At 70.3% G+C, this 25,709-nt stretch carries 11 protein-coding genes and 1 pseudogene (1 of these 12 only partly in view); 7 read left to right on the forward strand and 5 right to left on the reverse strand.

Annotation, left to right across the window (positions count from 1 at the left end):
• Positions 1-11,715: pseudogene (locus G6N51_RS29530) on the forward strand (non-ribosomal peptide synthase/polyketide synthase) (it extends 19,399 nt beyond the left edge of the window).
• A 12-nt stretch (positions 11,716-11,727) separates the two neighbouring features.
• Here the strand turns inward: G6N51_RS29530 and G6N51_RS02545 are convergent.
• On the reverse strand, positions 11,728-12,066 hold the full coding sequence (locus G6N51_RS02545) for a DUF732 domain-containing protein (protein WP_083171537.1): 339 nt from the start codon (positions 12,064-12,066) through the stop codon (positions 11,728-11,730).
• Between the two features lie 482 nt (positions 12,067-12,548).
• On the opposite strand from G6N51_RS02545, the gene G6N51_RS02550 reads away from it, so the two are divergent.
• From G6N51_RS02550 to G6N51_RS02565, 4 genes are all read left to right on the forward strand, one after another.
• Entirely contained in the window at positions 12,549-14,354 is a 1,806-nt protein-coding gene (locus G6N51_RS02550) for an N-acetylglutaminylglutamine amidotransferase (protein ID WP_083171536.1), read from the forward strand.
• Positions 14,351-16,144, forward strand: a complete 1,794-nt coding sequence (gene ngg / locus G6N51_RS02555) for an N-acetylglutaminylglutamine synthetase (RefSeq protein WP_083171535.1) — start codon at positions 14,351-14,353, stop codon at positions 16,142-16,144. The genes G6N51_RS02550 and ngg overlap by 4 nt, the downstream gene beginning before the upstream one ends.
• 55 nt (positions 16,145-16,199) lie before the next feature.
• Positions 16,200-17,684 (forward strand): MFS transporter, encoded by a 1,485-nt coding sequence (locus G6N51_RS02560; protein ID WP_083171534.1) that lies wholly within the window; start codon positions 16,200-16,202, stop codon positions 17,682-17,684.
• Between the two features lie 154 nt (positions 17,685-17,838).
• Positions 17,839-20,016, forward strand: coding sequence for a glutamine synthetase III family protein (locus G6N51_RS02565; RefSeq protein WP_083171533.1), 2,178 nt, complete (start codon positions 17,839-17,841; stop codon positions 20,014-20,016).
• Positions 20,017-20,019: 3 nt separating this feature from the next.
• Here G6N51_RS02565 and G6N51_RS02570 read toward each other — a convergent pair whose 3' ends face one another.
• The 4 genes from G6N51_RS02570 to G6N51_RS02585 all read right to left on the reverse strand — a co-directional run bounded on the left by G6N51_RS02570 (position 20,020) and on the right by G6N51_RS02585 (position 24,873).
• The gene (locus G6N51_RS02570; protein WP_083171532.1) at positions 20,020-21,531 is read right to left on the reverse strand and encodes a serine/threonine-protein kinase; all 1,512 of its coding nucleotides are present in this window, start codon (positions 21,529-21,531) and stop codon (positions 20,020-20,022) included.
• Between the two features lie 161 nt (positions 21,532-21,692).
• Positions 21,693-23,483: a serine/threonine protein kinase PknE gene (locus tag G6N51_RS02575; RefSeq protein ID WP_083171531.1), complete on the reverse strand. Its 1,791-nt coding sequence runs from the start codon at positions 23,481-23,483 to the stop codon at positions 21,693-21,695.
• Between the two features lie 101 nt (positions 23,484-23,584).
• Positions 23,585-23,926 carry a hypothetical protein gene (locus G6N51_RS02580; RefSeq protein WP_083171530.1) on the reverse strand — a complete coding sequence of 114 codons (342 nt, stop codon included), beginning with the start codon at positions 23,924-23,926 and terminating at the stop codon, positions 23,585-23,587.
• A gap of 194 nt (positions 23,927-24,120) precedes the next feature.
• Positions 24,121-24,873: a DUF2182 domain-containing protein gene (locus G6N51_RS02585; protein ID WP_083171529.1), complete on the reverse strand. Its 753-nt coding sequence runs from the start codon at positions 24,871-24,873 to the stop codon at positions 24,121-24,123.
• A 117-nt stretch (positions 24,874-24,990) separates the two neighbouring features.
• Between G6N51_RS02585 and csoR the strand changes: the two genes are divergently transcribed.
• Positions 24,991-25,350, forward strand: coding sequence for a copper-sensing transcriptional repressor CsoR (gene csoR, locus G6N51_RS02590; protein WP_083171528.1), 360 nt, complete (start codon positions 24,991-24,993; stop codon positions 25,348-25,350).
• Between the two features lie 68 nt (positions 25,351-25,418).
• On the forward strand, positions 25,419-25,697 hold the full coding sequence (locus tag G6N51_RS02595) for a DUF1490 family protein (RefSeq protein WP_083171527.1): 279 nt from the start codon (positions 25,419-25,421) through the stop codon (positions 25,695-25,697).
• The last annotated feature ends 12 nt before the right edge of the window (positions 25,698-25,709 follow it).

The following is a 25,709-nucleotide window of genomic DNA, read 5'->3' on the forward strand; positions in this document are numbered from 1 at the left end:
GCGGCCGCGGCCATCCCGATGCCGCTGATGCACACCCTCGAGCTCAACGCCGCCACCGTCGACACCGAGGACGGCCCGCGGCTGCAGGCGCATTGGACGTGGGCGCCGTCGGCGCTGGACGACGGGCAGGTCGACCGGCTGAGCCGATTGTGGTTCGGGGCCCTGGCCGGGATCTGCGCGCACGTGCATGCCGGCGGCGGGGGATTGACGCCGTCGGACGTCGCACCCGCGCGCCTCAACCAGAAGCAGATCGACCAGCTAGAGCGGCGATGCCACATGGCCGACGTGCTGCCGCTGACCCCAGTGCAGCAGGGGCTGCTCTTCCACGCCAACACCGTGCGGGGCGCGGGCCAGGACTCCAGCGACCTCTACGCGGGCCAGCTGGACATCGCCATCGCCGGCCCGCTGAACCCCGACCGCCTGCGCGACGCCGTGCTCGCGGTGGTCCGGCGGCATCCGAACCTGGTGGCCCGATTCTTCGACCAGTTCGACGAGCCGGTGCAGGTGATCGTGGCCGACCCCGCGCCGGCCTGGCAGTACCTGGAGCTGGGCGCCGAGGTTGACGTCGACGAGCGCGTCGAGCGGCTCTGCGCGGCCGAACGCGCCGCCGTCTGCGACCTCGAGGGCCAGCCGCCCTTCCGGGTGGCCCTGATCCGCACCGCCGCTGACCGGTACCGGCTCGTGCTGACCAACCACCACATCGTGCTCGACGGCTGGTCGATGCCGATCCTGTTGGGCGACATCTTCGCCGGCTACTATGGCCAGCGCCTCCCCGCCGCGGCGCCCTACCGCGACTTCGTCACCTGGCTGACCGCCTGCGACCGCGACGCCGCCCGCACCGCCTGGGCGGAGGTGTTCGCGGGCTTCGACGCCCCGACGCTCGTCGGCCGCCAAGACCGGCTGCAGCCGGGCGAGCAAGGCGTCCAAACACTCAGCCTGCCAGCCGATCTCACCCGCGCCGTCGGCGAACTCGCCCGCTCCTGCCACACCACCGTCAACACCGTGCTGCAGGCCGGCTACGCGCAACTGCTGTGCTGGTTGACCGGGCAGCACGACGTCGCCTTCGGGACCACGGTCTCGGGCAGGCCGGCCGAACTCCTCGGCGCTGAATCGATGGTCGGCCTGATGATCAACACCGTGCCGGTGCGGGCCAAGCTCAGCCCGACGACCACCGCCGCCGACCTGCTCGAGCAACTGCAGGCCGCCAACAACCACACGTTCGACCATCAGCACCTGGCGCTCAACGACATTCACCGCATCACCGGCCAGGACAAGCTGTTCGACACCCTGTTCGCCTACGAGAACTATCCGATCGACGCGGCCGCCTTGTCGGGTGATCAGGAGTTGGCCATCACCGACATCACCAGCCGCGAATCCACCCACTACCCGCTGACGATCCAGGCCCAGCCGGGGCACCAACTGCGGCTGCGCGTCGAATACGACACCGACGTGTTCGGCCCGGACGCCGTCGCGACGTTGGTCGAGCGGCTGCGGCGGGTGCTGACCGCCATGACCACCGACCCGGCCCGCCCGTTGTCATCGATCGATGCGCTGGACGCCGGTGAACACCGCAGGCTGGACGAGATCGGCAACCGGGCGGTGCTGAGCCGGCCGTGGGTGCCGGTGTCGATTCCGGCGTTGTTCGCCGCGCAGGTGGCCCGTAGTCCGATGGCGACGGCGGTCCGTTTCGAGGGCCGGTCGATGACGTATCGGGAGCTCGATGAGGCGTCGAACCGGTTGGCGCACGCGTTGATTGGCCGCGGCGCGGGCCCGGGGGCGTCGGTGGCGGTGCTGTTCGAGCGTTCGACCGAGGCGATCGTGGCGATCCTGGGTGTGCTCAAGTCGGGGGCGGCGTATCTGCCGATCGACCCGGGGTTGCCGCCGGCGCGCATCGAGTTCATGCTCGCCGACACCGCGCCGGCGGCGGCGGTGACCACCGCGGAGCTGGCCGAGAAGCTGGCGGCTCGCGTGCTGCCGGTCGTCGACGTGCACAGCCCCGCCCTGCAGGCGCAGCCGCCGACCGCGTTGCCGGGGCCCGATCCGGAGGATGTCGCGCACATCATCTATACGTCGGGGACCACGGGGGTGCCCAAGGGGGTGGCGGTTAGCCACGCCAATGTGACGCGGTTGTTCGACGCGCCGGCGGTGGGGGTGGCGTTGGCGCCGGATCAGGTGTGGACCCAGTTCCATTCGTATGCCTTCGATTTCTCGGTATGGGAGATCTGGGGTGCGTTGTTGCATGGTGGGCGGCTGGTGGTGGTGCCCGAGGCCGTGGCCCGCTCGCCCAAGGATTTCCACGCGTTGCTGGTCGCCGAGCGGGTCACGGTGTTGAGTCAGACCCCGGCGGCGGTGCGGATGCTCTCACCGCAGGGTCTGGATTCCACGGCGCTGGTGATCGGGGCCGAGCCGGTGCCGGCGGAGCTGGTGGACCGGTGGGCGCCGGGGCGGGCGATGATGAACGTCTACGGGCCGACCGAGAGCGCCATCTTTGCCTCGATGAGCACCCCGCTGGCCGCCAAATCGGGGGCGCCGCCGATCGGGTCGGCGGTGCCCGGGGCGGGGTTGTTCGTGCTGGACGGCTGGTTGCGGCCGGTGCCGGTCGGGGTGGTCGGTGAGTTGTATGTGGCCGGTCGCGGGGTCGGGCTGGGGTATGTGCGCCGGGCGGGGTTGACCGCGTCGCGGTTCGTGGCGTGCCCGTTCGGCGGGCCCGGTGAGCGGATGTATCGGACGGGCGATCTGGTGTGCTGGGGTGCTGATGGGCAGCTGCGGTATGTGGGACGCGCCGACGAGCAGGTCAAGATCCGCGGCTACCGCATCGAGGTCGGCGAAGTCCGCTCGGCGCTGGCCGCCCTGGACGGCGTCGAGGACGCGGTGGTCATCGTGCGGGAAGACCGTCCCGGCGACAAGCGCCTGGTCGGCTACCTCACCGGCACCGCCGACCCCGACGGGGTGCGCACCGCGCTGGCCCAGCGGCTGCCCGGCTACATGGTCCCGGCCGCCATCGTCGCACTCGAGTCACTGCCGATGACCCTCAACGGCAAACTCGACACCCGCGCCCTGCCCCCACCCGAATACACCGCGTCCGGGTATCGCGCCCCGACGAATCCCACCGAGGAAATCCTGGCCGGAATCTACGCCCAAGTCCTTGGTCTCGAGCGGGTCGGCGTCGACCAGTCGTTCTTCGACCTTGGTGGAGACAGCATTTCGGCGATGCGGGTGATCGCGGCGGTCAACACCGACCTCGACGACTACCTGTCGGTGCGCGCCATCTTCGAGGCGCCCACCATCGCCCAGCTGGCGCCCCGGATCGGCGAGGGCGCGGGCGGCCTGGCACCGCTGGTGGCCGGCCCCCGGCCCGCGGTGATCCCGCTGTCGTTCGCCCAGGGCCGGTTGTGGTTCCTCGACCAATTGCAGGGCCCGTCACCGGTTTACAACATGGCGGCGGCCATGCGCCTGCGCGGCAGGCTCGACGCGCAGGCGCTCGGGGCGGCGCTGGCCGACGTGGTGGCCCGGCACGAAACCCTGCGGACGGTGTTCTCCGCACCCGAGGGATCGCCGCAGCAGGTGGTCATCCCCGCGGAGCGGGCCGACTTCGGGTGGCGGGTCATCGACGCGCATGACTGGTCGGCGAGCCGACTGGAAGGGGCCGTCAAGGCCGCGGCCCGCGACACCTTCGACCTGGCGACCGATATCCCGTTGCGCGCCTGGCTCTTCCGCGTCGCCGATGACGAGCACGTGCTGGTGGCCGTCGTGCACCACATCGCCGCGGACGGCTGGTCGTTGCGGCCGTTGGCCGCCGATCTCGGCGTCGCGTACGCCGCCCGGTGCGCGGGGGAGCCCCCCGAGTGGGGCGAATTGCCGGTCCAGTACGTCGATTACACGCTGTGGCAGCGGGCCCAGTTCGGCGACCTGAAGGACGGCGACAGCCGCATCGCCGCCCAGCTGGCCTACTGGGAAGAGACCCTGGCCGGCATGCCCGAGCGGTTGCAGCTGCCCACCGACCGGCCCTACCCGCAGGTCGCCGACCAGCGCGGGGCCACGGTGGCCATCGACTGGCCCGCCGACCTGCAGCAGCAGGTCACCGCGGTCGCCCGTGAACACAACGCCACCAGCTTCATGGTGGTGCAGGCCGCGCTGGCGGTGCTGCTGTCCAAGGTCGGTGCGAGTTCCGATGTGGCGGTGGGCTTCCCGATCGCCGGGCGGCGCGACCCCGCGCTCGACGACTTGGTCGGGTTCTTCGTCAACACCCTGGTGCTGCGGGTCGACGTGGCCGGCGACCCCACCTTCGCCGAGCTGTTGGACCGGGTGCGCACGCGCAGCCTGGAGGCGTTCGAGCATCAGGACGTGCCGTTCGAGGTGCTGGTCGAGCGGATCAACCCGGCCCGCAGCCTGACCCATCACCCGCTGATCCAGGTGATGCTGGCCTGGCAGAACTTCGGCGGGCAGGACAGCGACGCCGCGTCCGGGCTGTCGCTGGGCGACGTTCAGGTCACCTCGATGCCGCTGGACACCCAGGTCGCCCGCATGGACCTGACGTTTTCGCTGGCCGAGCGCTGGACCGAGGCGAACGAGCCCGCCGGCATCGGCGGGCGGGTGGAGTTCCGCACGGACGTGTTCGACGCCGACAGCATCGAGACACTGGTCGGACGCCTGCAGCGGGTGCTCGCGGCGATGACCACCGATCCCGGCCGCGCCGTCTCGTCGGTCGACCTGCTCGACGCGGCCGAGCACGCCCGCGTCGACGAGATCGGCAACCGGGCGGCGCTGACCGCGCCGGTCGCCGCGCCGGCGTCGATTCCCGAGGCGTTCGCCGCCCAGGTGGCGCGCACGCCGCACGCGCCGGCGCTCGGCGGCGGCCAGCTGTCGTGGACGTATCGCGAGCTCGACGAGGCGTCAAACCGGTTGGCGCACCTGTTGATCAGCGAGGGTGCCGGCCCGGGTCAGGCCGTGGCGCTGATGTTTTCGCGTTCGCCCGAGGCGATCGTGGCGATCCTGGCGGTGCTCAAAACCGGGGCGGCCTACCTGCCCATCGACCCCGCCCACCCGGCGGCCCGCATCGGCTTCATGCTCGCCGACGCCGCGCCGGTCGCGGTGGTCACGACCGCCGAGCTGGTCCACCGGCTGGACGAGCACGACGTGGCGGTGATCGACGTGGGCGATCCCGTCGTCGAGGCCCAGCCCGCCACCGCCCTGGCGGCGCCCGGCGCGGATGACGTCGCCTACCTCATCTACACCTCGGGGACGACCGGGAAGCCCAAGGGCGTGGCGGTCAGCCACCGCAACGTCACCCAGCTGATGGTGTCGGTGGACGCCAGCCTGCCGGCGGCCGGGGTGTGGTCGCAGTGGCACTCCTACGGCTTCGACGTGTCGGTGTGGGAGATCTTCGGCGCGCTGCTGCGCGGGGGGCGCCTGGTGGTGGTCCCCGACGCGGTGGTCCGTTCACCGGAAGAGCTGCACGCCCTGCTGATCGCCGAGCGGGTCAGCGTGCTGAGCCAGACCCCGTCGGCCGCCGCCATGCTGGACCCGCGCGGGTTGGAGTCGGCCGCGTTGGTCGTTGCCGGCGAGGCCTGCCCGACGGAGCTGGTCGACCGGTGGGCGCCCGGGCGCGTGATGATCAACGCCTACGGCCCCACCGAGACCACGGTGTACGCGGCGATCAGCGCGCCGCTCAAGACCGGAGACGCCGTGGTTCCGATCGGCTCCCCGGTCGCCGGGGCGGCGTTGTTCGTGCTCGACGAGTCCCTGCGGCCGGTGCCGCCCGGGGTGGTCGGGGAGCTGTACGTGGCCGGGGGCGGGCTGGCGCGCGGGTACTGGCGGCGGTCGGCGCTGACGGCGTCGCGGTTCGTGGCCTGCCCGTTCGGCGGGCCGGGGGCACGGATGTACCGCACCGGTGACCTGGTCCGCTGGGGCGCCGACGGGCAGCTGCAGTACCTTGGCCGCGCCGACGATCAGGTCAAGATCCGCGGCTACCGGATCGAACTCGGCGAGATCCAGGCGGCGCTGGCCGAGCTGCGCGGGGTGCGGCAGGCGGCCGTCGTCGCCCGCGAGGACCGGCCCGGCGAGCAGCGACTGGTCGGGTACGTGACGGGGTCCGCCGACGCGGCCGAGCTCCGCGCGCGGTTGGCCGACCGGCTGCCCGCCTACATGGTTCCGGTTGCGGTGGTGTCGCTCGACGCGCTGCCGCTGACACCCAACGGCAAGCTCGACACCCGGGACCTGCCGGCGCCGGAATACTCCGACGCCGACCGCTACCGCGCCCCCAGCAGTGACGTCGAGGAGGTCCTGGCCGGCATCTACGCCCAGGTGCTGGGCGTGGAGCGGGTCGGGGTCGACGAGTCCTTCTTCGACCTGGGCGGCGACAGCATCTCGTCGATGCAGGTGGTGACGCGGGCCCGCGCGGCCGGCCTGACGTGCCGGACCCGCGACGTGTTCGTCGAGCAGACCGTGGCCCGGCTGGCCCGCGTCGTCGGAACGGCCGACGGCGACGCCGACCTCACCGATGAGGGCACCGGGGAGCTGCCCGCGACGCCGATCATCCGCTGGCTGCAGCAGGTCGACGGGCCGGTCGACCAGTTCAACCAGACCATGGTCGTGGAGGCGCCCGCCGGGGTCACCGAGGCCGACGTGCTGGCGGTGCTGCAGGCCCTGCTGGACCGGCACCCGATGCTGCGGCTGCGCGTGGACGACGAGGGGTCGCTGACGGTGCCCGAGGCCGGTTCGGTGCACGCCGCCGACCGCCTGCACACCGTGGACGAGCTGTCCGACGCGGCGGTGATCGAGGCGCGGTCGCGGCTGAACCCGGCCGCCGGGGTGATGGTCAGCGCGCTGTTCGCCGCCCCCGCCCGCCAATTGGTGCTGATCATCCACCACCTGGCCGTCGACGGGGTGTCCTGGCGAATCCTGTTGGAGGACCTGAACATCGCCTGGGCCCAGCATCGCGGCGGGCAGCAGGTGGCGTTGCCGCCGGGCGGGACGTCGTTCGCCCGCTGGGCCGCGCTGCTGAGCGAGCACGCGCACGCCCCGGCGGTCATCGGGCACGCCGACGCCTGGCGGAAGGTCGCGGCGACCCCGCCCGCGCTGCCGGCGGTGGACCCCGACACCGACACGTACGAGACCGCCGAGCACCTGTCGGTGCAACTCGACGCGCAGACCACCCGCGCGCTGCTCGGTGCGGCGCCGGCGGCCTTCCATGCCGGCGTCAACGACATCCTGCTGATCGGCTACGCCCTGGCCTGGGCGGAGTTCTCGGGCGGCAGCGCGCCGATCGGCATCGACGTCGAGGGCCACGGCCGCCACGAGGAACTCGCCGCCGGAGTCGACCTGTCGCGCACCGTCGGCTGGTTCACCGCCAAATACCCGGTATCCCTGGCAGTGGGTGAGTTGCCTTGGGCGCACGTGGTTTCCGGCGATCCCGCGCTGGGGGAGGTGCTCAAGGAGGCCAAGGAGCAGCTGCGCGCCCTGCCCGACCCGCTGACCTACGGGCTGCTGCGCTACCTGAACGCCGATGTCGACCTGGGCGGCGCCGACCCGACGATCGGCTTCAACTACCTCGGCCGGTTGGGCGGCGCCGCGGCCGAGCTGTCCGACGAGTTGTGGCGGATTTCCCGCGACGGCTCCTCGGTGACCGGCACCAGCACGGCGGTGCCCATGCCGCTGATGCACACCGTGGACCTCAACGCGGGCACCGCCGACACCGAGGCGGGCCCGCAGCTGCACGCCAACTGGACATGGGCGCCCTCGGCGCTGGACCGCGAGCAGGTCGCCCGGCTGGCCCGGCTCTGGTTCGAGGCGCTGACCGGCATCTGCGCCCACGTGCGATCCGGTGGTGGCGGGCTGTCCCCGTCGGACATCCTGCCGGCCCGGTTGACGCAGCGGCAGATCGACGAGCTCGAACGGGACACCCCGATCGCCGACGTGCTGCCGCTGACCCCCCTGCAGCAGGGGCTGCTGTTCCACGCCACCACCACCCGGGGCGGCGCCGACGACCTCTACGTGGTGCAGCTGGACATCGGGGTCACCGGCCCGCTCCACCCCGACCGGCTGCGCGACGCGGTGCAAACCGTGGTGGACCGGCACCCACACCTGGTCGCCCGGTTCTGGGACCGGCCCGACGAACCGGTGCAGGTGATCCCGGCGAACCCGACGATGGCATGGCGTTACGTCGAACTCGACGGCGGCGACCCCGGCGCGCGGGTTCAGGAACTCTGCGCCGCCGAACGCGCCGCGGTCTACGACCTGGCCGACCGGCCGGCCTTCCGGGTGGCCATGATCCGCACCGCGACGAACCGGCACCGGCTGGTGCTCACCATCCATCACATCGTGCTGGACGGCTGGTCGGTGCCCATCCTGGTCAACGAGACCTTCGCCAGCCTCACCGGGCAGCGGCTGGCCCCGCCGGCGCCCTATCGGCGCTTTGTCACCTGGCTGGCCGAGCGTGATCTGGATGCCGCGCGGGCTGCGTGGGGTCAGGTGCTCGCCGGCTTCGGCACCCCGACGCTCGTCGGGCCGCCGCACCAGTTGGAGCCGGGCGCCCGGGGCCTCGAGACGTTCGCGGTGTCGGCCGGGACCACCCGGGCGCTCGGCGAGCTGGCCCGGTCTCACCAGACCACCGTGAGCACCGTGTTGCAGGCCGCGTGGGCGCAGCTGCTCACCTGGCTGACGGGCAACCACGACGTGGCGTTCGGCACCACCGTCTCGGGCCGGTCGGCCGAGGTGGCCGGCGCCGAATCGATGGTGGGCCTGTTGATCAACACCATCCCGGTGCGCGCCCGCATCACCCCGGAAACCAACACCGCCGACCTGCTGGACCAGCTGCAGAGCGCGCACTATGAGACGCTCGAGCATGAGCACCTGTCGCTCAACGAAATCCACCGGATGACCGGCCACGAAAAGCTGTTCGACACGCTGTTCGCCTACGAGAACTATCCGTTGGAAACGTCCGCGATGGCGGTCGACCACGAGCTGTCCATCACCGACTTCGACGTCTTCGAACGCAACCACTACCCGCTGACGATGCAGGCCGCCCTCTCCGGCGAACGGCTCGGCCTGCGCGTGGAATACGACGCGGGCGTGTTCGACGCGCACACCGTCGCCGCGCTGACCGAACGGCTGGAGCGGGTGCTGGTGGCGATGACCGCCGACCCGGCCCGGCGGCTCTCGTCGCTCGACCTGCTGGACGGGCCCGAACACGCCCGGCTGGACGAGATCGGCAACCGGGCGGCGCTGACCCGGCCGGTGCCCGCGGCGGCGTCGATCGTGGAGTCGTTCGCCGTGCAGGTCGCGCACCGCCCGGACGCGGCGGCGGTCGGCTGGTCCGACGTGTCCATGACCTACCGGGAACTCGACGAGGCCGCGAACCGGCTGGCGCACTTGTTGGTCGCCGAGGGCGCCGGTCCCGGTCAGTCGGTGGCGCTGCTGTTCTCGCGTTCGGCGCAGGCGATCGTGGCGATCCTGGCGGTGCTCAAGACGGGGGCGGCGTACCTGCCGATCGACCCGGCCGCCCCCCGCTCCCGGATCAGCTTCATGCTCGAGGACGCCGCCCCCGTCGCCGCGGTCACCACCGCGGGATTGCGGTCACGGCTGAACGGGTGCGATGCGCGGGTGATCGACATCGAGGACCCGCGCATCGACGGCTGTCCGCGCACCGCGCTGCCGGCGCCGGCGGCGGACGGCGTGGCCTACATCATCTACACCTCGGGGACGACCGGTGTGCCCAAGGGCGTGGCGGTCACCCATCAGAACGTGACCCGGCTGATCGGCTCGCTCGACGCCGGCCTGCCGAACCCCGGTGTGTGGACGCAGTGCCACTCGTACGCCTTCGACGTGTCGGTGTGGGAGATCTTCGCTCCGCTGCTGCGCGGCGGCCGGGTGGTGGTGGTCCCCGAGTCGGTGGTGCGCTCACCGCTGGACTTCCGCGCCTTGCTCCTCGACGAAGGCGTCACCGTGTTGACCCAGACCCCGTCGGCGGTGGCGATGCTGGACCGCACCGGGCTGGAATCGGTGTCGCTGGTGATGGCCGGCGAGGCCTGCCCGGCCGAGGTGGTCGACCGCTGGGCGCCGGGGCGGGTGATGGTCAACGCCTACGGCCCGACCGAGACCACCATGTGTGTGGCGATCAGCGCCCCGCTGACGGCCGGGTCGGGCGCACCGCCGATCGGCTCGCCGGTGGCCGGCGCCGGGCTGTTCGTGCTCGACGCCTGGTTGCGGCCGGTGCCGCCCGGGGTGGTCGGCGAGCTGTACGTGGCGGGCACCGGGGTGGCCGCCGGCTACCTCGGGCGGGCCGGGCTGACCGGGTCGCGGTTCGTGGCCTGCCCGTTCGGCGAACCCGGCACACGCATGTACCGCACCGGTGACCTCGTGCAGTGGCGCGCCGACGGGCAGCTGCAGTACGTGGGCCGCGCCGACGAGCAGGTCAAGATCCGGGGATACCGCATCGAACTGGGTGAGGTCCGGGCCGCGCTGGCCCGGCTGGACGGCGTCGACCAGGCGGTGGTGATCGCCCGCGAGGACCGCCCCGGCGACAAACGGCTGGTCGGTTACATCACCGGGACGGCCGACCCCGCCGAGGCGCGCACCGCGCTGGCCGGACGCCTGCCGGTCTACATGGTGCCCGCGGCCGTGCTGGGACTCGACGCGCTGCCGCTGACACCGAACGGCAAACTCGACGCCCGCGCGCTGCCGGCACCGGAGTACACCGGCGGCGCATACCGCGCCCCGTCGAACGCGACCGAGGAGATCCTGGCCGGCATCTTCGCCCAGGTGCTCGGCGCCGAGCGGGTCGGCGTCGAGGACTCCTTCTTCGACCTGGGCGGCGACAGCATTTCCGCCATGCGATTGATCGCGACTATCAACGCCAACCTGGCCGTCGACCTCGCCGTGCGCACCCTGTTCGACGCGCCCACGGTCCGGAGTCTGAGCCGGCGGCTGGTCACGGACACCCCGCCCGCCCAGGACGTCGTTCCGGTTCAGACCCTGAAGCGGGGCGCCGGCGTTCCGCTGTTCTGCATCCACCCGGCGGGCGGCGTGAGCTGGCCGTATCAGGTCCTCGGCAATTACCTGGACTGCCCGATCGTCGGGATCCAACAGGCCCGCCGGGGCGCGGAAAGCGAACCCCGATCGATCCGGGAGATGGCGGAGCACTACGCCGACAGGCTGCAGGAGGTGTACCCCTCCGGGCCCTATCACCTTCTCGGCTGGTCGTTCGGCGGGGTCGTTGCGCACGACCTGGCCGTTGAGCTTCAGCGGCGCGGATGCGTGGTCACCCGCCTGATCCTGCTCGACGCCCAACCCGCCATCGACGACGGCGCAACCCTGCCGGGCGGCGTCCCGGCCGACGACCAGCCGGCGCGGGACCCGCGATCCGGGCGGCTTCTCGACCTGCTTGCCGACAACCTTCGCGAGAACGTCGAGCGGTACCGGGCCCACCGGCCGAGGGTCTTCCACGGGGACGTCACCGTCTTCTCGGCCGCGCACGACGCGGGCGATCGCGGTGAATTCCTGTCGCGGTCCTGGCGGCCGCACGTCGCCGGCGAGATCCTCACCTACTCGATCGAGTGCGGGCACGACGACATGCTGACCAGCGAATCGGTGGGCCTGTACGGACAGCGGCTCAGGCGTTCGCTGGCCCTGGCGGAACTCCGGCTCGAGCTGGCCGGCGGCGGTCAGCGCTCGGCCGCGGAGCGCGATGACAAGCTGCCCGGGGAGCGCGCCGGTTAGCGGCCCGGTGGCTCAGGACGCCGACGCACCGACAGCGGCCCGGTGCTGGGGGCAATAAGACGCCACGGAAGCACCGAGAAGGAAGGCCGCTTCGTGTGCCGACAGATCGGTGGCCCGCACGACGTTGAGCACCAGGGAGGTCGGTGTCTTGCCCTTGTCGAGTCCGGCGCACATGTTGTGCCCCGCGGCGATCGCCGCGCCGCGGTCGCTGAAGACCACTCCGTTTCGCTGAATCTCGGCAATGAACGCATCGTCGTTTTGATCGGCTGACGCCGGAGCGGCGAAAAGCACCCCGGCGGCCGCGAGCGCGATCGCACCGAGTGCCCACCAATTTCCACGATGCGCATTCATTCGCGTCAGGGTCTTCCTCAATGTGCGGCTTGGCTGTGCAGTTCCAACGGTGGCTGAACATTAGCCAGGGGCGAGGCGTCTTTCTTGCCGGCGCCAACCGCGCCACCTCACACGATTCGGCCCGTGGTGGTGAGACCGCTCGCCGGCTCGTGCCCGGGCCCGCCGGGCGGCGGCGGCCGCGAGCTGGGTGAAAGAGGTTGTGACGCAGCGCAGTCCGGCAGCGGGCGTCCCCTCAGGCGGCTGCCCAGTGGCGAGAGCCGGGAGCGCGGACGTCGCGAGCGGCCCGTGCGGGACCCGACGGCGAGAGCAGAGTGCAACCAAGAATTAACGGTCGTGGGGATCGCGGCGCGCAAATCCGGCACCGCGGCGCATAAACAAGCCGGCTTAATGCAAACTATTCCGTCGACCCGAACACCGTGCGCCGACATATTTCACAACGGCCGTGCGGGCGCGCCGCAACCGCCTTCGGTATGGTCCAAGGAGTGTGCGGAGTCACCGGGGAGGTACGGCTCGACGGGCGGGTCCCCGATGTAGCAGCGGTGTCGGCGATGGCCGCGGTGATGACCCCAAGGGGTCCCGACGCGTCCGGCGTCTGGTCGCAGGGCCGCGTCGCGCTCGGCCATCGCCGCCTCAAAATCATCGACCTCAGCGAGGCCGGCGCCCAGCCGATGGTCGACTCGGAGCTGGGGCTGGCCATCGCCTTCAACGGCTGCATCTACAACTACAAGGAACTGCGCAGCGAACTCAGCGGGCACGGCTACCGGTTCTTCTCGCACAGTGACACCGAGGTCCTGCTCAAGGCGTACCACCGCTGGCGCGACGATTTCGTCAGCCACCTGCACGGCATGTTCGCCTTCGCCATCGTCGAACGCGACAGCGGCCGGGTGTTGCTCGGCCGCGACCGGCTCGGCATCAAGCCGCTCTACCTGAGCGAGGACGCCCACCGGATCCGGTTCGCCTCGGCCCTGCCGGCGCTGTTGACGGGCGGCGGCGTGGACACCCGCGTCGATCCCGTCGCGCTGCACCACTACATGACGTTCCACTCGGTGGTCCCCGCGCCGCTGACCATCCTGCGGGGCGTCCGCAAGGTGCCGCCGGCGTCGCTGATCGCGATCGAGCCCGACGGCCGGCGCGTGACGACCACGTATTGGACCCCGGACTTCACCCGGCACCAGGACCGCGCCGGCTGGTCGGAGACCGACTGGGAGGACGCGGTGCTCGACGCGCTTCGGGTCGCGGTCAAGCGCCGGCTGGTCGCCGACGTGCCGGTCGGCTGCCTGTTGTCCGGCGGCGTCGACTCCAGCCTGATCGTCGGCCTGCTCGCCGAGGCGGGCCAGCACGGCCTGATGACCTTCTCCATCGGCTTCGAGGCGGCCGGCGGCGTCGAGGGTGATGAATTCCGCTGGTCGGACATCATCGCCCAGCGTTTCGAGACCGACCACCACCAGATCCGCATCGGCACCGAGCGGATGCTGCCGGCGCTCGACGGGGCCATCGGCGCGATGAGCGAGCCGATGGTCAGCCACGACTGCGTCGCCTTCTACCTGCTCAGCCAGGAGGTGGCGCGCCACGTGAAGGTGGTGCAGTCGGGCCAGGGCGCCGACGAGGTGTTCGCCGGCTACCACTGGTACCCGCCGATGGGCTCGCCGGCCGCGGCGTCCCTTCAGGGGGCGGTCGCCGAGTACCGCGGCGCCTTCTTCGACCGCGACTCGGCGGAGCTGGCGGGCCTGCTGGGGCCGGGCATCACGGCCCCCGGCGACCCCAGCGAGCGCTTCGTCACCGAGCACTTCGCGCGCGCCGGTGCCGAGACGGGCGTCGATCGCGCGTTGCGCCTCGACACCACCGTGATGCTGGTGGACGACCCGGTGAAGCGGGTCGACAACATGACCATGGCCTGGGGCCTGGAGGGCCGGGTGCCGTTCCTCGATCACGAGCTTGTCGAGCTGGCGGCGACCTGCCCCCCCGAGCTGAAGATCGCGCACGAGGGCAAGGGCGTTCTCAAACAGGCGGCGCGGCGGGTGATTCCGTCGGCGGTCATCGACCGGCCCAAGGGGTATTTCCCGGTTCCCGCGCTGACCCACCTCGAGGGGCCCTACCTCGACATGGTGCGCGACGCGCTGTACGCGCCCGTCGCCAAGGAGCGCGGCCTGTTCCGCATGGAGGCGGTCGACGCGCTGCTGGCGGACCCCAACAGCAAGCTGACCCCACTGCGCGGCAATGAGCTCTGGCAGATCGCCCTGCTCGAACTCTGGCTGCAGCGGCACGGCATCACCGGTCCGGTGGCATGACCGTCATCGATCCCTCCGGAGACCCCACCGAGGCGATCACGATGGGCCTGCACGACGCGTCGCCGCCGGAGCTGGTGGAGGCGATGGCCAAGGACGTCGAGCTGGAACTCGGCTGGGGCCGGCTCATCTTCGGCCAGACGTTCGCCGATTCCCAACAGCTGGTGGAGGCGCTGCGGCGGGAGGGGCCCGGGCGCCGCGACATCTGCATCTACGCCCGCGAGTCCCACGTGGTGGTCGCCGAGGCGCCGACCGAGCTCTTCATCGACCCCAGCCACACCTATCGCCTGCGCTTCGCCGATTCCACGCCCGAGGACCTGGCGCCGTCGCCGCTGGGCATCACCGTGCGCACACTGAACGACCCGGTCGACGCCGACGCCATGAACCGCGTCTACGTGCGCTGCGGCATGGTGCCCGCCGGGGTCGACGTCATCTGGAACAACCACCTCAACGTGCCGGCGGTGACCTACCTGTTGGCGGTGCGCGACGCGGACGGCGCCGTGGTGGGCACCGTCACCGGCGTCGACCACGAATTGCTGTTCTCCGACCCCGAGCAGGGGTCGAGCCTGTGGACCCTGGCCGTCGACCCGGCGGCCGGACTGCCGGGGATCGGCGCGGCGCTCACCCGGGCCCTGGCGGAACGCTTCCACAACGCCGGCCGCGCCTACATGGATCTCTCGGTCGCCCACGACAACGCGGCCGCCATCGGCCTCTACGAAAAGCTGGGCTTCCGCCGAGTCCCGGTGCTGGCGATCAAGCGCAAGAACGCCATCAACGAGCCGCTGTTCAGCCCGCCGCCCGAGACGGTCGACGACCTCAACCCCTACGCCCGGATCATCGCCGACGAGGCGCTGCGCCGCGGCATCTGGGTCGAGGTGCTCGATGCCGAGACCGGCGAGATGCGGCTCACCCACGGCGGCCGCAGCGTCATCACCCGCGAATCGCTGTCCGAGTACACCTCGGCGGTCGCCATGTGCCGCTGCGACGACAAGCGCCGGACGCGGCGCCTGGTCTCCGAGGCGGGCATCACGGTGCCGCGCGCCCGCCTGGCCACGTTCGACGAAGGCGACTACAACTTCCTTGCCGAGGTCGGCGAGGTGGTCGTCAAACCGACCCGCGGCGAACAGGGCAAGGGCATCACCGTCGGGGTGACCGCCGACAGCGGTCGCCAAGAGCTCGCCGGCGCGCTGGCCCGCGCGCGTGAGCAATACCCCGACGTGCTGATCGAACAGCGGGTGCAAGGCGACGACCTTCGGCTGGTGGTGATCGACGGCCGGGTGGTGGCCGCCGCGCTGCGGATGCCGCCCGAGATCATCGGCACGGGGGAGCACAGCATCCGGGACCTGATCGCGGCCGAAAGCCGGCGGCGCTCGGCGGCCACCGGCGGCGAGTCGCGCATCCCGCTCGACGACCTGACCGAGGCGACGGTCGCCGAGGCGGGCTGGACGCTCGACGACGTGCTGCCCCAGGGCACCCGGCTTCGCGTTCGCCGCACCGCGAACCTGCACCAGGGCGGCACGATTCACGACGTCACCGCCGTGGTGAACTCGGAACTGTGCCGCGTCGCGGTCACGGCGGCCGAGGCGATCGGCATCCCCGTCACGGGCATCGACCTGCTGGTGCCCGACGTCACCGGCGCGGAGTACGCCTTCATCGAAGCCAACGAACGGCCCGGGCTGGCCAACCACGAGCCACAGCCCACGGCCGCGGCCTTCATCGACTTCCTGTTCCCCGGACACCCCGGCCAGCCGGCGGCGTGGATCCCCGAGGAGTCGCGCACCGACCGTGGCTGACGCTTGCCATCCGCTTCGCTCGGGTATGTCTGAAGATCACTCGGAGAGGAGCTCGATGAGCGACAGCGTGCAGACCGGGACCATCACCACCCACGTGCCGGCGCGGCTGGACAGGCTGCCCTGGTCGCGATTCCACTGGCGGGTCGTCATCGGCCTCGGCGGGGTGTGGATCCTCGACGGGCTCGAGGTCACGATGGTGGGCAACGTGTCGGCCCGCCTCACGGAAAAGGGCAGCGGCATCGACCTCGACCCGGCGCAGATCGGCGTGGCGGCCGCGTTCTACATCGCCGGCGCGTGCCTGGGCGCGCTCTTCTTCGGACACCTGACGGACCGCTTCGGTCGGCGCAACCTGTTCATGCTGACCCTGGCGGTCTACCTGGTCGCCACCGTCGCGACCGCATTCGCCTTCGCCCCCTGGTACTTCTTCCTGGCGCGGTTCTTCACCGGCTCCGGCATCGGCGGTGAATACGCCGCGATCAACTCGGCCATCGACGAGCTGATCCCCGCCCGCCTGCGCGGCCGCGTCGACCTGATCATCAACGGGACGTACTGGCTCGGCTCGGCCGCGGGGGCGGCCGGCGCGCTCGTCCTGCTCGACACGTCGAACTTCGCGCCCAACATCGGCTGGCGGCTGGCCTTCGGCGTCGGCGCCATCTTCGGCATCTTCGTGCTGCTCGTACGGCGCAACGTCCCGGAGAGCCCGCGCTGGCTGTTCATCCACGGCCGCGACGAGGAGGCCGAGCGGGTCGTCGGCGAGATCGAGGACGCGGTGCGGGCCGAAACCGGGGAGCCGCTGCCCGAGCCGCAGGGGCGCAAGCTGAAAATCCGGCAGCGCGAGACGATCTCGTTCCGCGAGATCGCCAGGGTGGCGTTCAAGCTCTATCCGCAGCGCGCGGTCCTCGGGCTGGCCCTGTTCACGGGGCAGGCATTCCTGTACAACGGCGTGACGTTCAACCTGGGCACCCTGTTGAGCGGGTTCTACGGCGTGCCGTCGGGGAAGGTGCCGCTGTTCTTCATCCTGTGGGCCCTGAGCAACTTCGTCGGGCCGCTGGCCCTGGGCCACCTGTTCGACAGCATCGGCCGCAAGCCGATGATCACGTCCACCTACATCGGCTCCGCGGTGGTGGCCGTCGCGCTCGCGATCCTGTTCGTGACCCAGACCGGCGGCGTGTGGGCGTTCATCGGCGTCCTCGCGGTCGCGTTCTTCCTGGCCTCGGCGGGCGCCAGCGCGGCCTACCTGACGGTCAGCGAGATCTTCCCGATGGAGACCAGGGCGCTGGCGATCGCGTTCTTCTACGCGGTGGGCACCGCGATCGGCGGCATCACCGGCCCGTTGCTGTTCGGGCAGCTGATCAATTCGGGCGAACGCGGCCAGGTGGTGTGGTCGTTCCTCACGGGCGCCGCGGTCATGGCGATCGCGGGGCTGGTCGAGCTGCGGCTGGGCATCGCGGCCGAACGACGCCCGCTCGAGGAGCTGGCCTTGCCCCTGACGGTCGAGGACGCCGACCCCCCCGACGGCCGCGAAACCGGGACGCCGTAGCCCGGCGGGTTCGCGACTTCTGTTCGCAACCATTGCGGCTATAGCGTTGACGCGCGTGTAACAAGCTCGCCATCGGAAGTTCCTACAGTGAGCCGGTCCACCCCGTTTGTTCCAGGACAAGCGGTGGGCCCCCCCTTGAGCGATAGGAATTCCATTGAGCGGCAACGCTGTCCGCCTGCAGGCGATCAACAACGTCGAGGCATACGTCCCCCCGGCCATCAGCTTCGTCCCGGGTGAACTGCCGGGCGAGATCTTCGGCTCCAACGTCTTCACCAAGGCGGAGATGCAGGCACGGCTGCCCAAGGCGGTGTACAAGTCCGTCGTGGCGACCATCGACAAGGGCGCCAAGCTGGACCCGGCCGTCGCCGACGCGGTCGCCGTCGCCATGAAGGACTGGGCGTTGGAGAAGGGCGCCACCCACTACGCGCACGTCTTCTACCCGATGACGGGGCTGACCGCCGAAAAGCACGACAGCTTCCTCGAGCCCGTCTCAGACGGGCAGACGCTGGCCGAATTCGCCGGCAAGACGCTGATCCAGGGCGAGCCCGACGCCTCCAGCTTCCCCTCGGGCGGGCTGCGCAGCACTTTCGAGGCGCGCGGCTACACCGGTTGGGACGTGACCAGCCCGGCCTACGTGCTGGAGAACCCGAACGGCAATACGCTATGCATCCCAACGGTTTTCGTGTCGATGACGGGCGAAGCGCTCGACTACAAGACGCCGCTGCTGCGCAGCCAGCAGGCGATGGGCGTCCACGCCGAGCGCATCCTGAAGCTGTTCGGGCACCAGGACCTGAACAAGGTGGTGTCGTTCTGCGGGCCGGAGCAGGAGTACTTCCTCGTCGACCGCCACTTCTTCCTGGCGCGGCCGGACCTGATCAACGCCGGCCGCACCGTGTTCGGCGCCAGGCCGCCCAAGGGCCAGGAATTCGACGACCATTACTTCGGCTCGGTGCCCGAGCGGGTCCTCGGCTTCATGATGGACACCGAACGGGAGCTCTTCAAACTCGGCATCCCCGCCAAGACGCGGCACAACGAGGTCGCCCCGGGCCAGTTCGAGATCGCCCCGATGTTCGAGCGGGCCAACATCGCCTCCGACCACCAACAGCTGCTGATGACGGTGTTCAAGACGCTGGCCAAAAAGCACGGCATGGAATGCCTGTTCCACGAGAAGCCCTTCGCCGGCGTGAACGGCTCGGGCAAACACGTCAACTTCTCGGTGGGCAACTCCGAGCTGGGTTCGCTGCTGGTGCCCGGCGACACCCCGCATGAGAACGCCCAATTCCTGGTGTTCTGCGCCGCGGTGATCCGCGCCGTGCACAAGTTCGCCGGACTGCTGCGCGTCTCGGTCGCATCGGCCACCAACGACCACCGACTCGGCGCCAACGAGGCGCCGCCGGCGATCATCTCGATCTTCCTCGGTGACCAGCTCGCCGACGTGTTCGAGCAGATCGCGAAGGGCGCGGCGACATCGTCAAAGGGCAAGGGCACCATGATCATCGGTGTCGACACCCTGCCGCACCTGCCGACGGATGCGGGCGACCGCAACCGCACCAGCCCGTTCGCGTTCACCGGCAACCGCTTCGAGTTCCGGGCGCCCGGTTCGGGGCAGACGGTCGCCGTCCCGATGATCGTCCTCAACACCATCATGGCCGAGTCGTTCGATTACATCGCAACCACTTTGGAGAAGGCCGTCGACGGCGGCGAGGACTTCGACGCCGCGGTGCAGAAACTTCTCACCGAGATCATCACCGACCACGGCGCGGTGGTCTTCAACGGGGACGGGTATTCGGAGAACTGGCAGATCGAGGCGGCCGAGCGCGGCCTGCCGAACCTGAAGACCACGTTGGACGCCATCCCGGAACTGATCAAGCCGGAATCGATCGAAGTGTTCGAGAAGTACGGGGTTTTCAACGAACGCGAGCTGCACAGCCGCTACGAGGTGCGCCTGGAGCAGTACGCGCTGACCATCGGGGTCGAGGCGAAGCTGGCGCTCGAGATCGGGACGACCGTCATCTTGCCGGCCGCACTGCGCTACCAGACCGAGCTGGCCTCCAACGTCGCGACGCTGAAGGCCGCCGGGGTCCAGCCGAGCATGGCCGCGCTGGAAGCGGTTTCGGCCCCGCTGGCCGACCTCACCGCCGCGCTGGCGGGGCTCAGGGCGGCGCTGTCGGAGCACTCGGCGGACTCGGCGCTCGAGGAGGCCAGGCACGCCCAAGGGGCGCTGCTGCCGGCGATGGAGGCCGTGCGCGCGGCGGCCGACGCGCTGGAAGGGGTTGTGGCCGATGACCTTTGGCCATTGCCGACCTACCAGGAGATGCTCTACATCCTCTAGGGATCAGCCGTAGGCGTCCCACCACGTGTGCAAGTCCTCGACGGTGGCCGGGTCGCCGGAGACGTCGCTGAGCATGAGTTTCTCGTCGCTGGTCCAGATGACGTTCGGGTGGTTGTGGTAGGTGCCGCAGGCGATCAACCCGGCCATCTCGTTGGGGGTCTGGTCGTAGTGCCAGCTGACGGGTGAGCGGCCCTCGCCGGGGCAGTTCACCAGGCTGACGTTTCCGATGTCGTCGGTGAAGGCCTTCTTCAGCCGGTCGGGCGTCGGGAAGAGCCCATAGGTGGCATGGCTCGGGCCGCCGGGCTGGGTGTTCTGCCCGCAGGTCACCATCGCCACCGCGTGCACCCAGATGCTGCCCGATTCCGGGGTGGCCGGCGTGCACGTGCCGGCCAGGTACCCCGGCGGCAGCAGGCTGATCAGCCGCGCCTGCTCGTCGTTGGGGGCGGCGCTGGACGGCGGCGGGGTCTTCGTCACGCTGGACTTGGCGTGGCGCGATTCGGTGGGTTCGAGCACGAGCCAGAGCGCGACGGCGCAGACGGCCAGGACGGCCACCGTCGCTGCCGCCACGATCGGCCAGCGGTTCCGACGGCGCGGTGCCGGCGCGCCCGCGTGCTCGGAATCCGTTGCGGGAGCGAGGAGTTCACTGTGGCGCAGAATCGTTTCGGCGCGTTCGCGCTCGGGTGCGCTGAGCGCCTTGTGCGCGGCCTCGGCCAGGGCGCCTGCGGTGGGGTAGCGCTCGATCGGGTTCTTGGCCATGCCGCCGGCGATGACCGCATCGAACGCCGGGCTCACTCCGCAGCCCTGCTCGCTCGGTTTGGGGATGGGCTGCATCATGTGGGCGCTGACCAGCATGCCGGTGCTGTCGGCGCGGTAGGGCGGGGTCCCGGTCAGGCATTCGTAGAGCACGCAGGCCAGCGCGTAGACGTCGGCGCGCGGGGTCGCCTCTTCGCTGGAAAACCGTTCGGGTGCCATGTATTTCAGGGTGCCCACCGCGGTGCCCAGTTGGGTCAGTTTGTCGTCGCTCTGCGCGCTGGCGATCCCGAAGTCGACGAGGTAGGCGAAGTCGTCGGCGGTGATCAGGATGTTCTGCGGTTTGACGTCACGGTGGGTCACCCCGGCCGCATGGGCGGCGTCCAGGGCCGACGCGACCTGCCCGATGATCGCCACCGCCCGCGGCGCGGGCAGCGGCCCGTCCCGCCCGAGCAGGCTGCCCAGGTCGACGCCCTCGATGAGCCGCATCTCCAGATACAGCTGCCCGTCGATTTCGCCGTACTCGTGGACGGGGACCACGTGGGGTTCCAGCAGCCGGCCGGTGATGCGGGCCTCGCGTTCCATCCGCCTGCGGAACACCGGGTCCTGGCTGAAGGTGTGCGACATCAACTTCAGCGCCACGGTCCACTGTTTGACGGTGTGCTCGGCCTCGTAGACCTCACCCATCCCGCCGCGGCCGAGCAGCCGCTTGAGACGGTAGGGGCCGAACATCGTCCCCACCCGCGAGCCCTGCGCGCCGGTCAACTGCTGACTCCCGTCGAAGAGGTGAGCGCCCAGCGGTCCCACCGCAGGAAAAGTACAACATGATTGCGCGGCCGCGGCCCCGTCAAGCGCGACCGCGACCGGCGGGCCGACAGCTGACCGTCACCGAGCGCCTGAGCCCCGAGGTCGTCCTCATCGGCCGGCTACCCGATCAGCTTGGTCAGCCAGGTCGGGTCGGAATAGTTCACCGACGCGGTGCCGTCCCAGACGAACGGTGTGGAATTGGCGTTCAGGCCGGACAGCGTCGCATACCCGTTCGCGGACTTCGCCTTCCCCATGCCGACGTCGTCTCCGGACTTGATGCAGGTCATGACTTGCGCGTCCGCGCCGATGTTCTTGGCGAGTTGGGCCAGTTCGCCGTCGGTGCGGTCCTCAGCGGCGTCCTCGGCGGGCTGAAAGTTGCTGGCGAACAAACCCGAATAGAAGGCCGTGTACAGCTTGGCGTCGTTTTGCGCGGCGACGCAGTACGACGCCGCCACCGCCCGGGTCGAGTAGTTCTTGCTGTGCGACTTGTCGTCGAGAAAGTCGAGCAGGTGGTAGCGCACCGCGAGCTTCTTGTTGTTCACCGCGGTCTCGATGTCGCCCGCATTCGACCGGATGAAGCTGCCGCAGGGCGGGCAGATGGGTTCGTTGAAGATGTCGATCGTCATCGACGCCGCCGAACTGCCCACGAACACTCCGTCGTCGAGGACCCGCAGCGCGACGGCGTCCGGCGGTGGCGGTTGCGACGTCGGCTCGGCCGGCGACGACGAATCCCACGGCCGGACGATGGCCAGGACCAGGCCCACGACGGCCAGCAGGGCGACGCCGGTGACGCCGACCCACAGCCAGGGCTTCCGGCTCGGTCGAGGCGGTTGACCCCACGGCTGCACCCCGACCGGCCCGGCCGTACTGGGTCCCCACGCGGGGGCGCCGGCCCAGCCGGTCGGCTGGGGCACCGGACCCCCGGGCCCCGGCGGCGCCGCCCACATCGCGCCGGACGAGGGCGTGTACGCCGGGGGCGGCTGGGAGATCCCGGCGGGTTGGTGGTTGGCGAATGCGGCCGGTAGCCGTGCCACCTGGCTGCGCTGCAGGATGTCGGTGGCCCGGTCCTGATCGGGTTCGGCCAGCGCCGCATAGGCGGCCGCGGACAGGTCACCGCAGGTCGCGTAGCGGTCGGCGGGATCCTTGGCCATGCCGCGGGCGATCACCGCGTCGAAGGCGACCGGGATGGCGGCCCGCGCGGCGCTGGGCTGCGGGATCGCCTGGTGCAGGTGGGCGCCCATCACGCTGACCTGGTCGCCGGTGTACGGCGGGGATCCGGTCAAGCACTCGTAGAGCACGCACGCCAACGCGTAGATGTCGGCCCGATGGGTGACCTCGGCGTCGCTGAACCGCTCGGGCGCCATGTACTTGACGGTGCCCACGGTGGTGCCGAACTGGGTCAGTTTCTCGTCGGACGTGGCGCTGGCGATCCCGAAGTCGACCAGGTAGGCGAAATCGTCGCCGCTCACCAGGATGTTCTCCGGCTTGACGTCGCGATGCAGCACCCCGGCGGCGTGCGCGGCGTCGAGCGCGGAGCCGATCTGGCGCACGATGGCCACCGCCCGCGGCGGGGACAGCGGACCGTACCGGCTCAGCATCGTGGCCAGGTCCTTGCCGTCGATCAGGCGCATGTCGACATAGAGCTGGCCGTCGATCTCGCCGAAGTCATGGATTGGCACGACGTGCGGTTCCTGCAGCCGGCCGGCGGTGCGGGCCTCCCGCTGCATGCGGGACCGGAAGACGGGGTCGTTGGACAGCGTCTGCGACATCAGTTTCAGCGCGACGATGCGCTCGCGGACCGTGTCCTCGGCCTCATAGACGTCGCCCATGCCGCCGCGGCCGACCAGCCGCCGCAGCCGGTACGGACCGAACTGCGAACCCTCCCGCGAATCCGCGGTCGTGTCACCCATCCCGACTCCTCAGCCACCGACCGTGCGCAGGCATAAGGCTAAGGTTTCACCGGCCGCTGGGCACGGCGAATAGCGAAAGCCAGCTAATTCGATGAGGGGGATTAACGGAGTTCGTCGTCACCGCTGGTGCGTTCGGTCAGCCCCTCGCGGGACAGGGCTCGCACGAATCCGAAGGCCTGCATCCCGGCGGGGCCGGGGTTTTCGGTGATCCAGTCGTTGATCTTGCCCAGGGCGTTGGCCAAGTCGTCGCGCTTGACCCGGATGAGATACGTCAGTCGGTCGTCGTCCGGATCGTCGATGGATTCGGCCACGGCGACGGGATTCTTGAAGGCGTACGCGATCCCGTGTACGGCGTCATGGTTCAGCGCCCATTGAAGTTCGCTGGGCCGCAGCCGGTTCACCGCCAGGTTGCGGTAATCGTGGTCGTCTTTTGAGCTGCTCACCTGGCCGATAGTCCTCCTCTGTGCGGCTCGAGAAAGTGGACGGCGAGTAACTGAACACGATGCCGCTCTCGCGATTCGATTTCAGTGTGCAACCGGGCCTTTCCATCATAGGAAGCCGCTCCGTCGGCTGCATGTCGAGCGGTGGCCCGACAACTCGCAAGCCGCGCCGCCCGCTGGGGCCTGCACGGCCTTCCTCAGGAGATGAGGTGGGTGACAAGTGTCGGGTGGGCCAACAATGTAATGCCGAGGAGTACCAGGGTCGCCGCCGTCAGGCGCCTGAGCTGGTCGCCGAACGGGGTCGACCTTTCCAGCCAGATCACCACCGCGAGCCCCATCATCCATGCCAATTGCATTGTGCCGAAAGCGATCATCAGCAACATCAGCATCCAGCAGGAGCCGACGCAATAAACGCCGTATCGGCCACCGGCGAGAAATGCGCGGCCCGCCCCGCTAAGGCGGCCGGATCCGCCGGGCGCGGAGATCGGCCAGCGGCAATGCCGCAGGCATGTCGCCTTGAAGGGCGTGAGCTGATGCAGACCTGCGAGCACCGCCACCGCACCGGCGACGCGGCCGACCCACGAGCACGCGTGGACCATCGGATCCAAGCGAATTGACGCCACGTAGGCCGGGATACCCAACGCGCCCCACAAGCCCAGATATCCGGTGACGAACATGATCGCCGGCGCAGCCTTGTCGGCAGCGGCGTGGGCGTAGCGCCGGACGACGGGCAGGACGGGCGGGAGCATCATCGCGGCCATCATCGCCACCCACGCGATGAGGAAGGCGACCAGCGACATCGCAGACTGGGCAGTCATCCGCATCGAGTCGCCTTGCGTGGCCGCGGCGCCGGCCACCGACCACCACCAGCCCAGCCCCGCTATCGCCAGCAGGAGTGCCGGCAACCAGATGTCGGTCCACGACCACCCCGATCGATGGCTGTCGTCCACGCCGCCACCCTCTTTCCTGTCGGTGCAACAAGAATTCCGCTCGTACCCTACCCCACCCCAGGGGGGGTAGGGTAGGGTGGCGGTATCGGTCCGGATGCGACCGGTTGGAGGTGGGTTATGGGTGACGAACTGACGGACAAGAAGCGTGCGGCGCTGAATCGGCTCAAGACGGTTCGCGGCCACCTCGACGGGATCATCCGGATGGTGGAGTCCGACGCCTACTGCGTCGACGTCATGAAGCAGATCTCCGCGGTCCAATCCTCGCTCGAACGCGCGAACCGCGTGATGCTGCACAACCACTTGGAGACCTGTTTCTCCGCCGCGGTGATCGATGGCCGCGGTCAGGCCGCCATCGCCGAACTGATCGACGCGGTCAAGTTCACACCCGCTCTGACGGGCCCGCAGGCGCAGCTCACCGGCGCTGCGGTCGGCGAGGACGCAGACCACGAGCCGGCGACGGCCGGAAGCCGGAGTTGACGAGGGTTCGCGGTGCCGGTGACGGCACGCTTTGACCGGGCAACGGGACGAAGGGATCGATGAAAACGATGGCAGTGCATGGATTTATGGCAAAGGCGATGCCGACGGTGGTGACCGGAGTGGTGGGGGCCGCCGCCTACGAGGCCCTGGCGAAGGCCCCTTGGCGGAAGGCCACGGTGATCGCCACGGCCTGGGGCATCCGGGTCGCCCGCGAGGCGGAGCGCAAAGCCGGACAGAGCGCCGAGCAGGCTCGACTGACGGTCGCCGACGTGCTGGCGGAAGCGCGAGAGCGTGCCGGCCGGGAAGGTGCGCCGCTGACGGTGGCGGGCCCGGGCGGCGGCGAATGACCACTGCTGTGC

The organism is Mycobacterium paraseoulense, assembly GCF_010731655.1.
GTDB lineage: Bacteria > Actinomycetota > Actinomycetes > Mycobacteriales > Mycobacteriaceae > Mycobacterium > Mycobacterium paraseoulense.

Excerpts from the sequence above, each read along its gene's own strand:
- G6N51_RS02545 (WP_083171537.1), bottom strand. The coding sequence starts at position 12,066 with ATGAATGCGCATCGTGGAAATTGGTGGGCACTCGGTGCGATCGCGCTC.
- G6N51_RS02560 (WP_083171534.1), top strand. The coding sequence starts at position 16,200 with ATGAGCGACAGCGTGCAGACCGGGACCATCACCACCCACGTGCCGGCG.
- G6N51_RS02595 (WP_083171527.1), top strand. The coding sequence starts at position 25,419 with ATGGCAGTGCATGGATTTATGGCAAAGGCGATGCCGACGGTGGTGACC.
- ngg (WP_083171535.1), top strand. The coding sequence starts at position 14,351 with ATGACCGTCATCGATCCCTCCGGAGACCCCACCGAGGCGATCACGATG.
- csoR (WP_083171528.1), top strand. The coding sequence starts at position 24,991 with ATGGGTGACGAACTGACGGACAAGAAGCGTGCGGCGCTGAATCGGCTC.
- G6N51_RS02575 (WP_083171531.1), bottom strand. The coding sequence starts at position 23,483 with ATGGGTGACACGACCGCGGATTCGCGGGAGGGTTCGCAGTTCGGTCCG.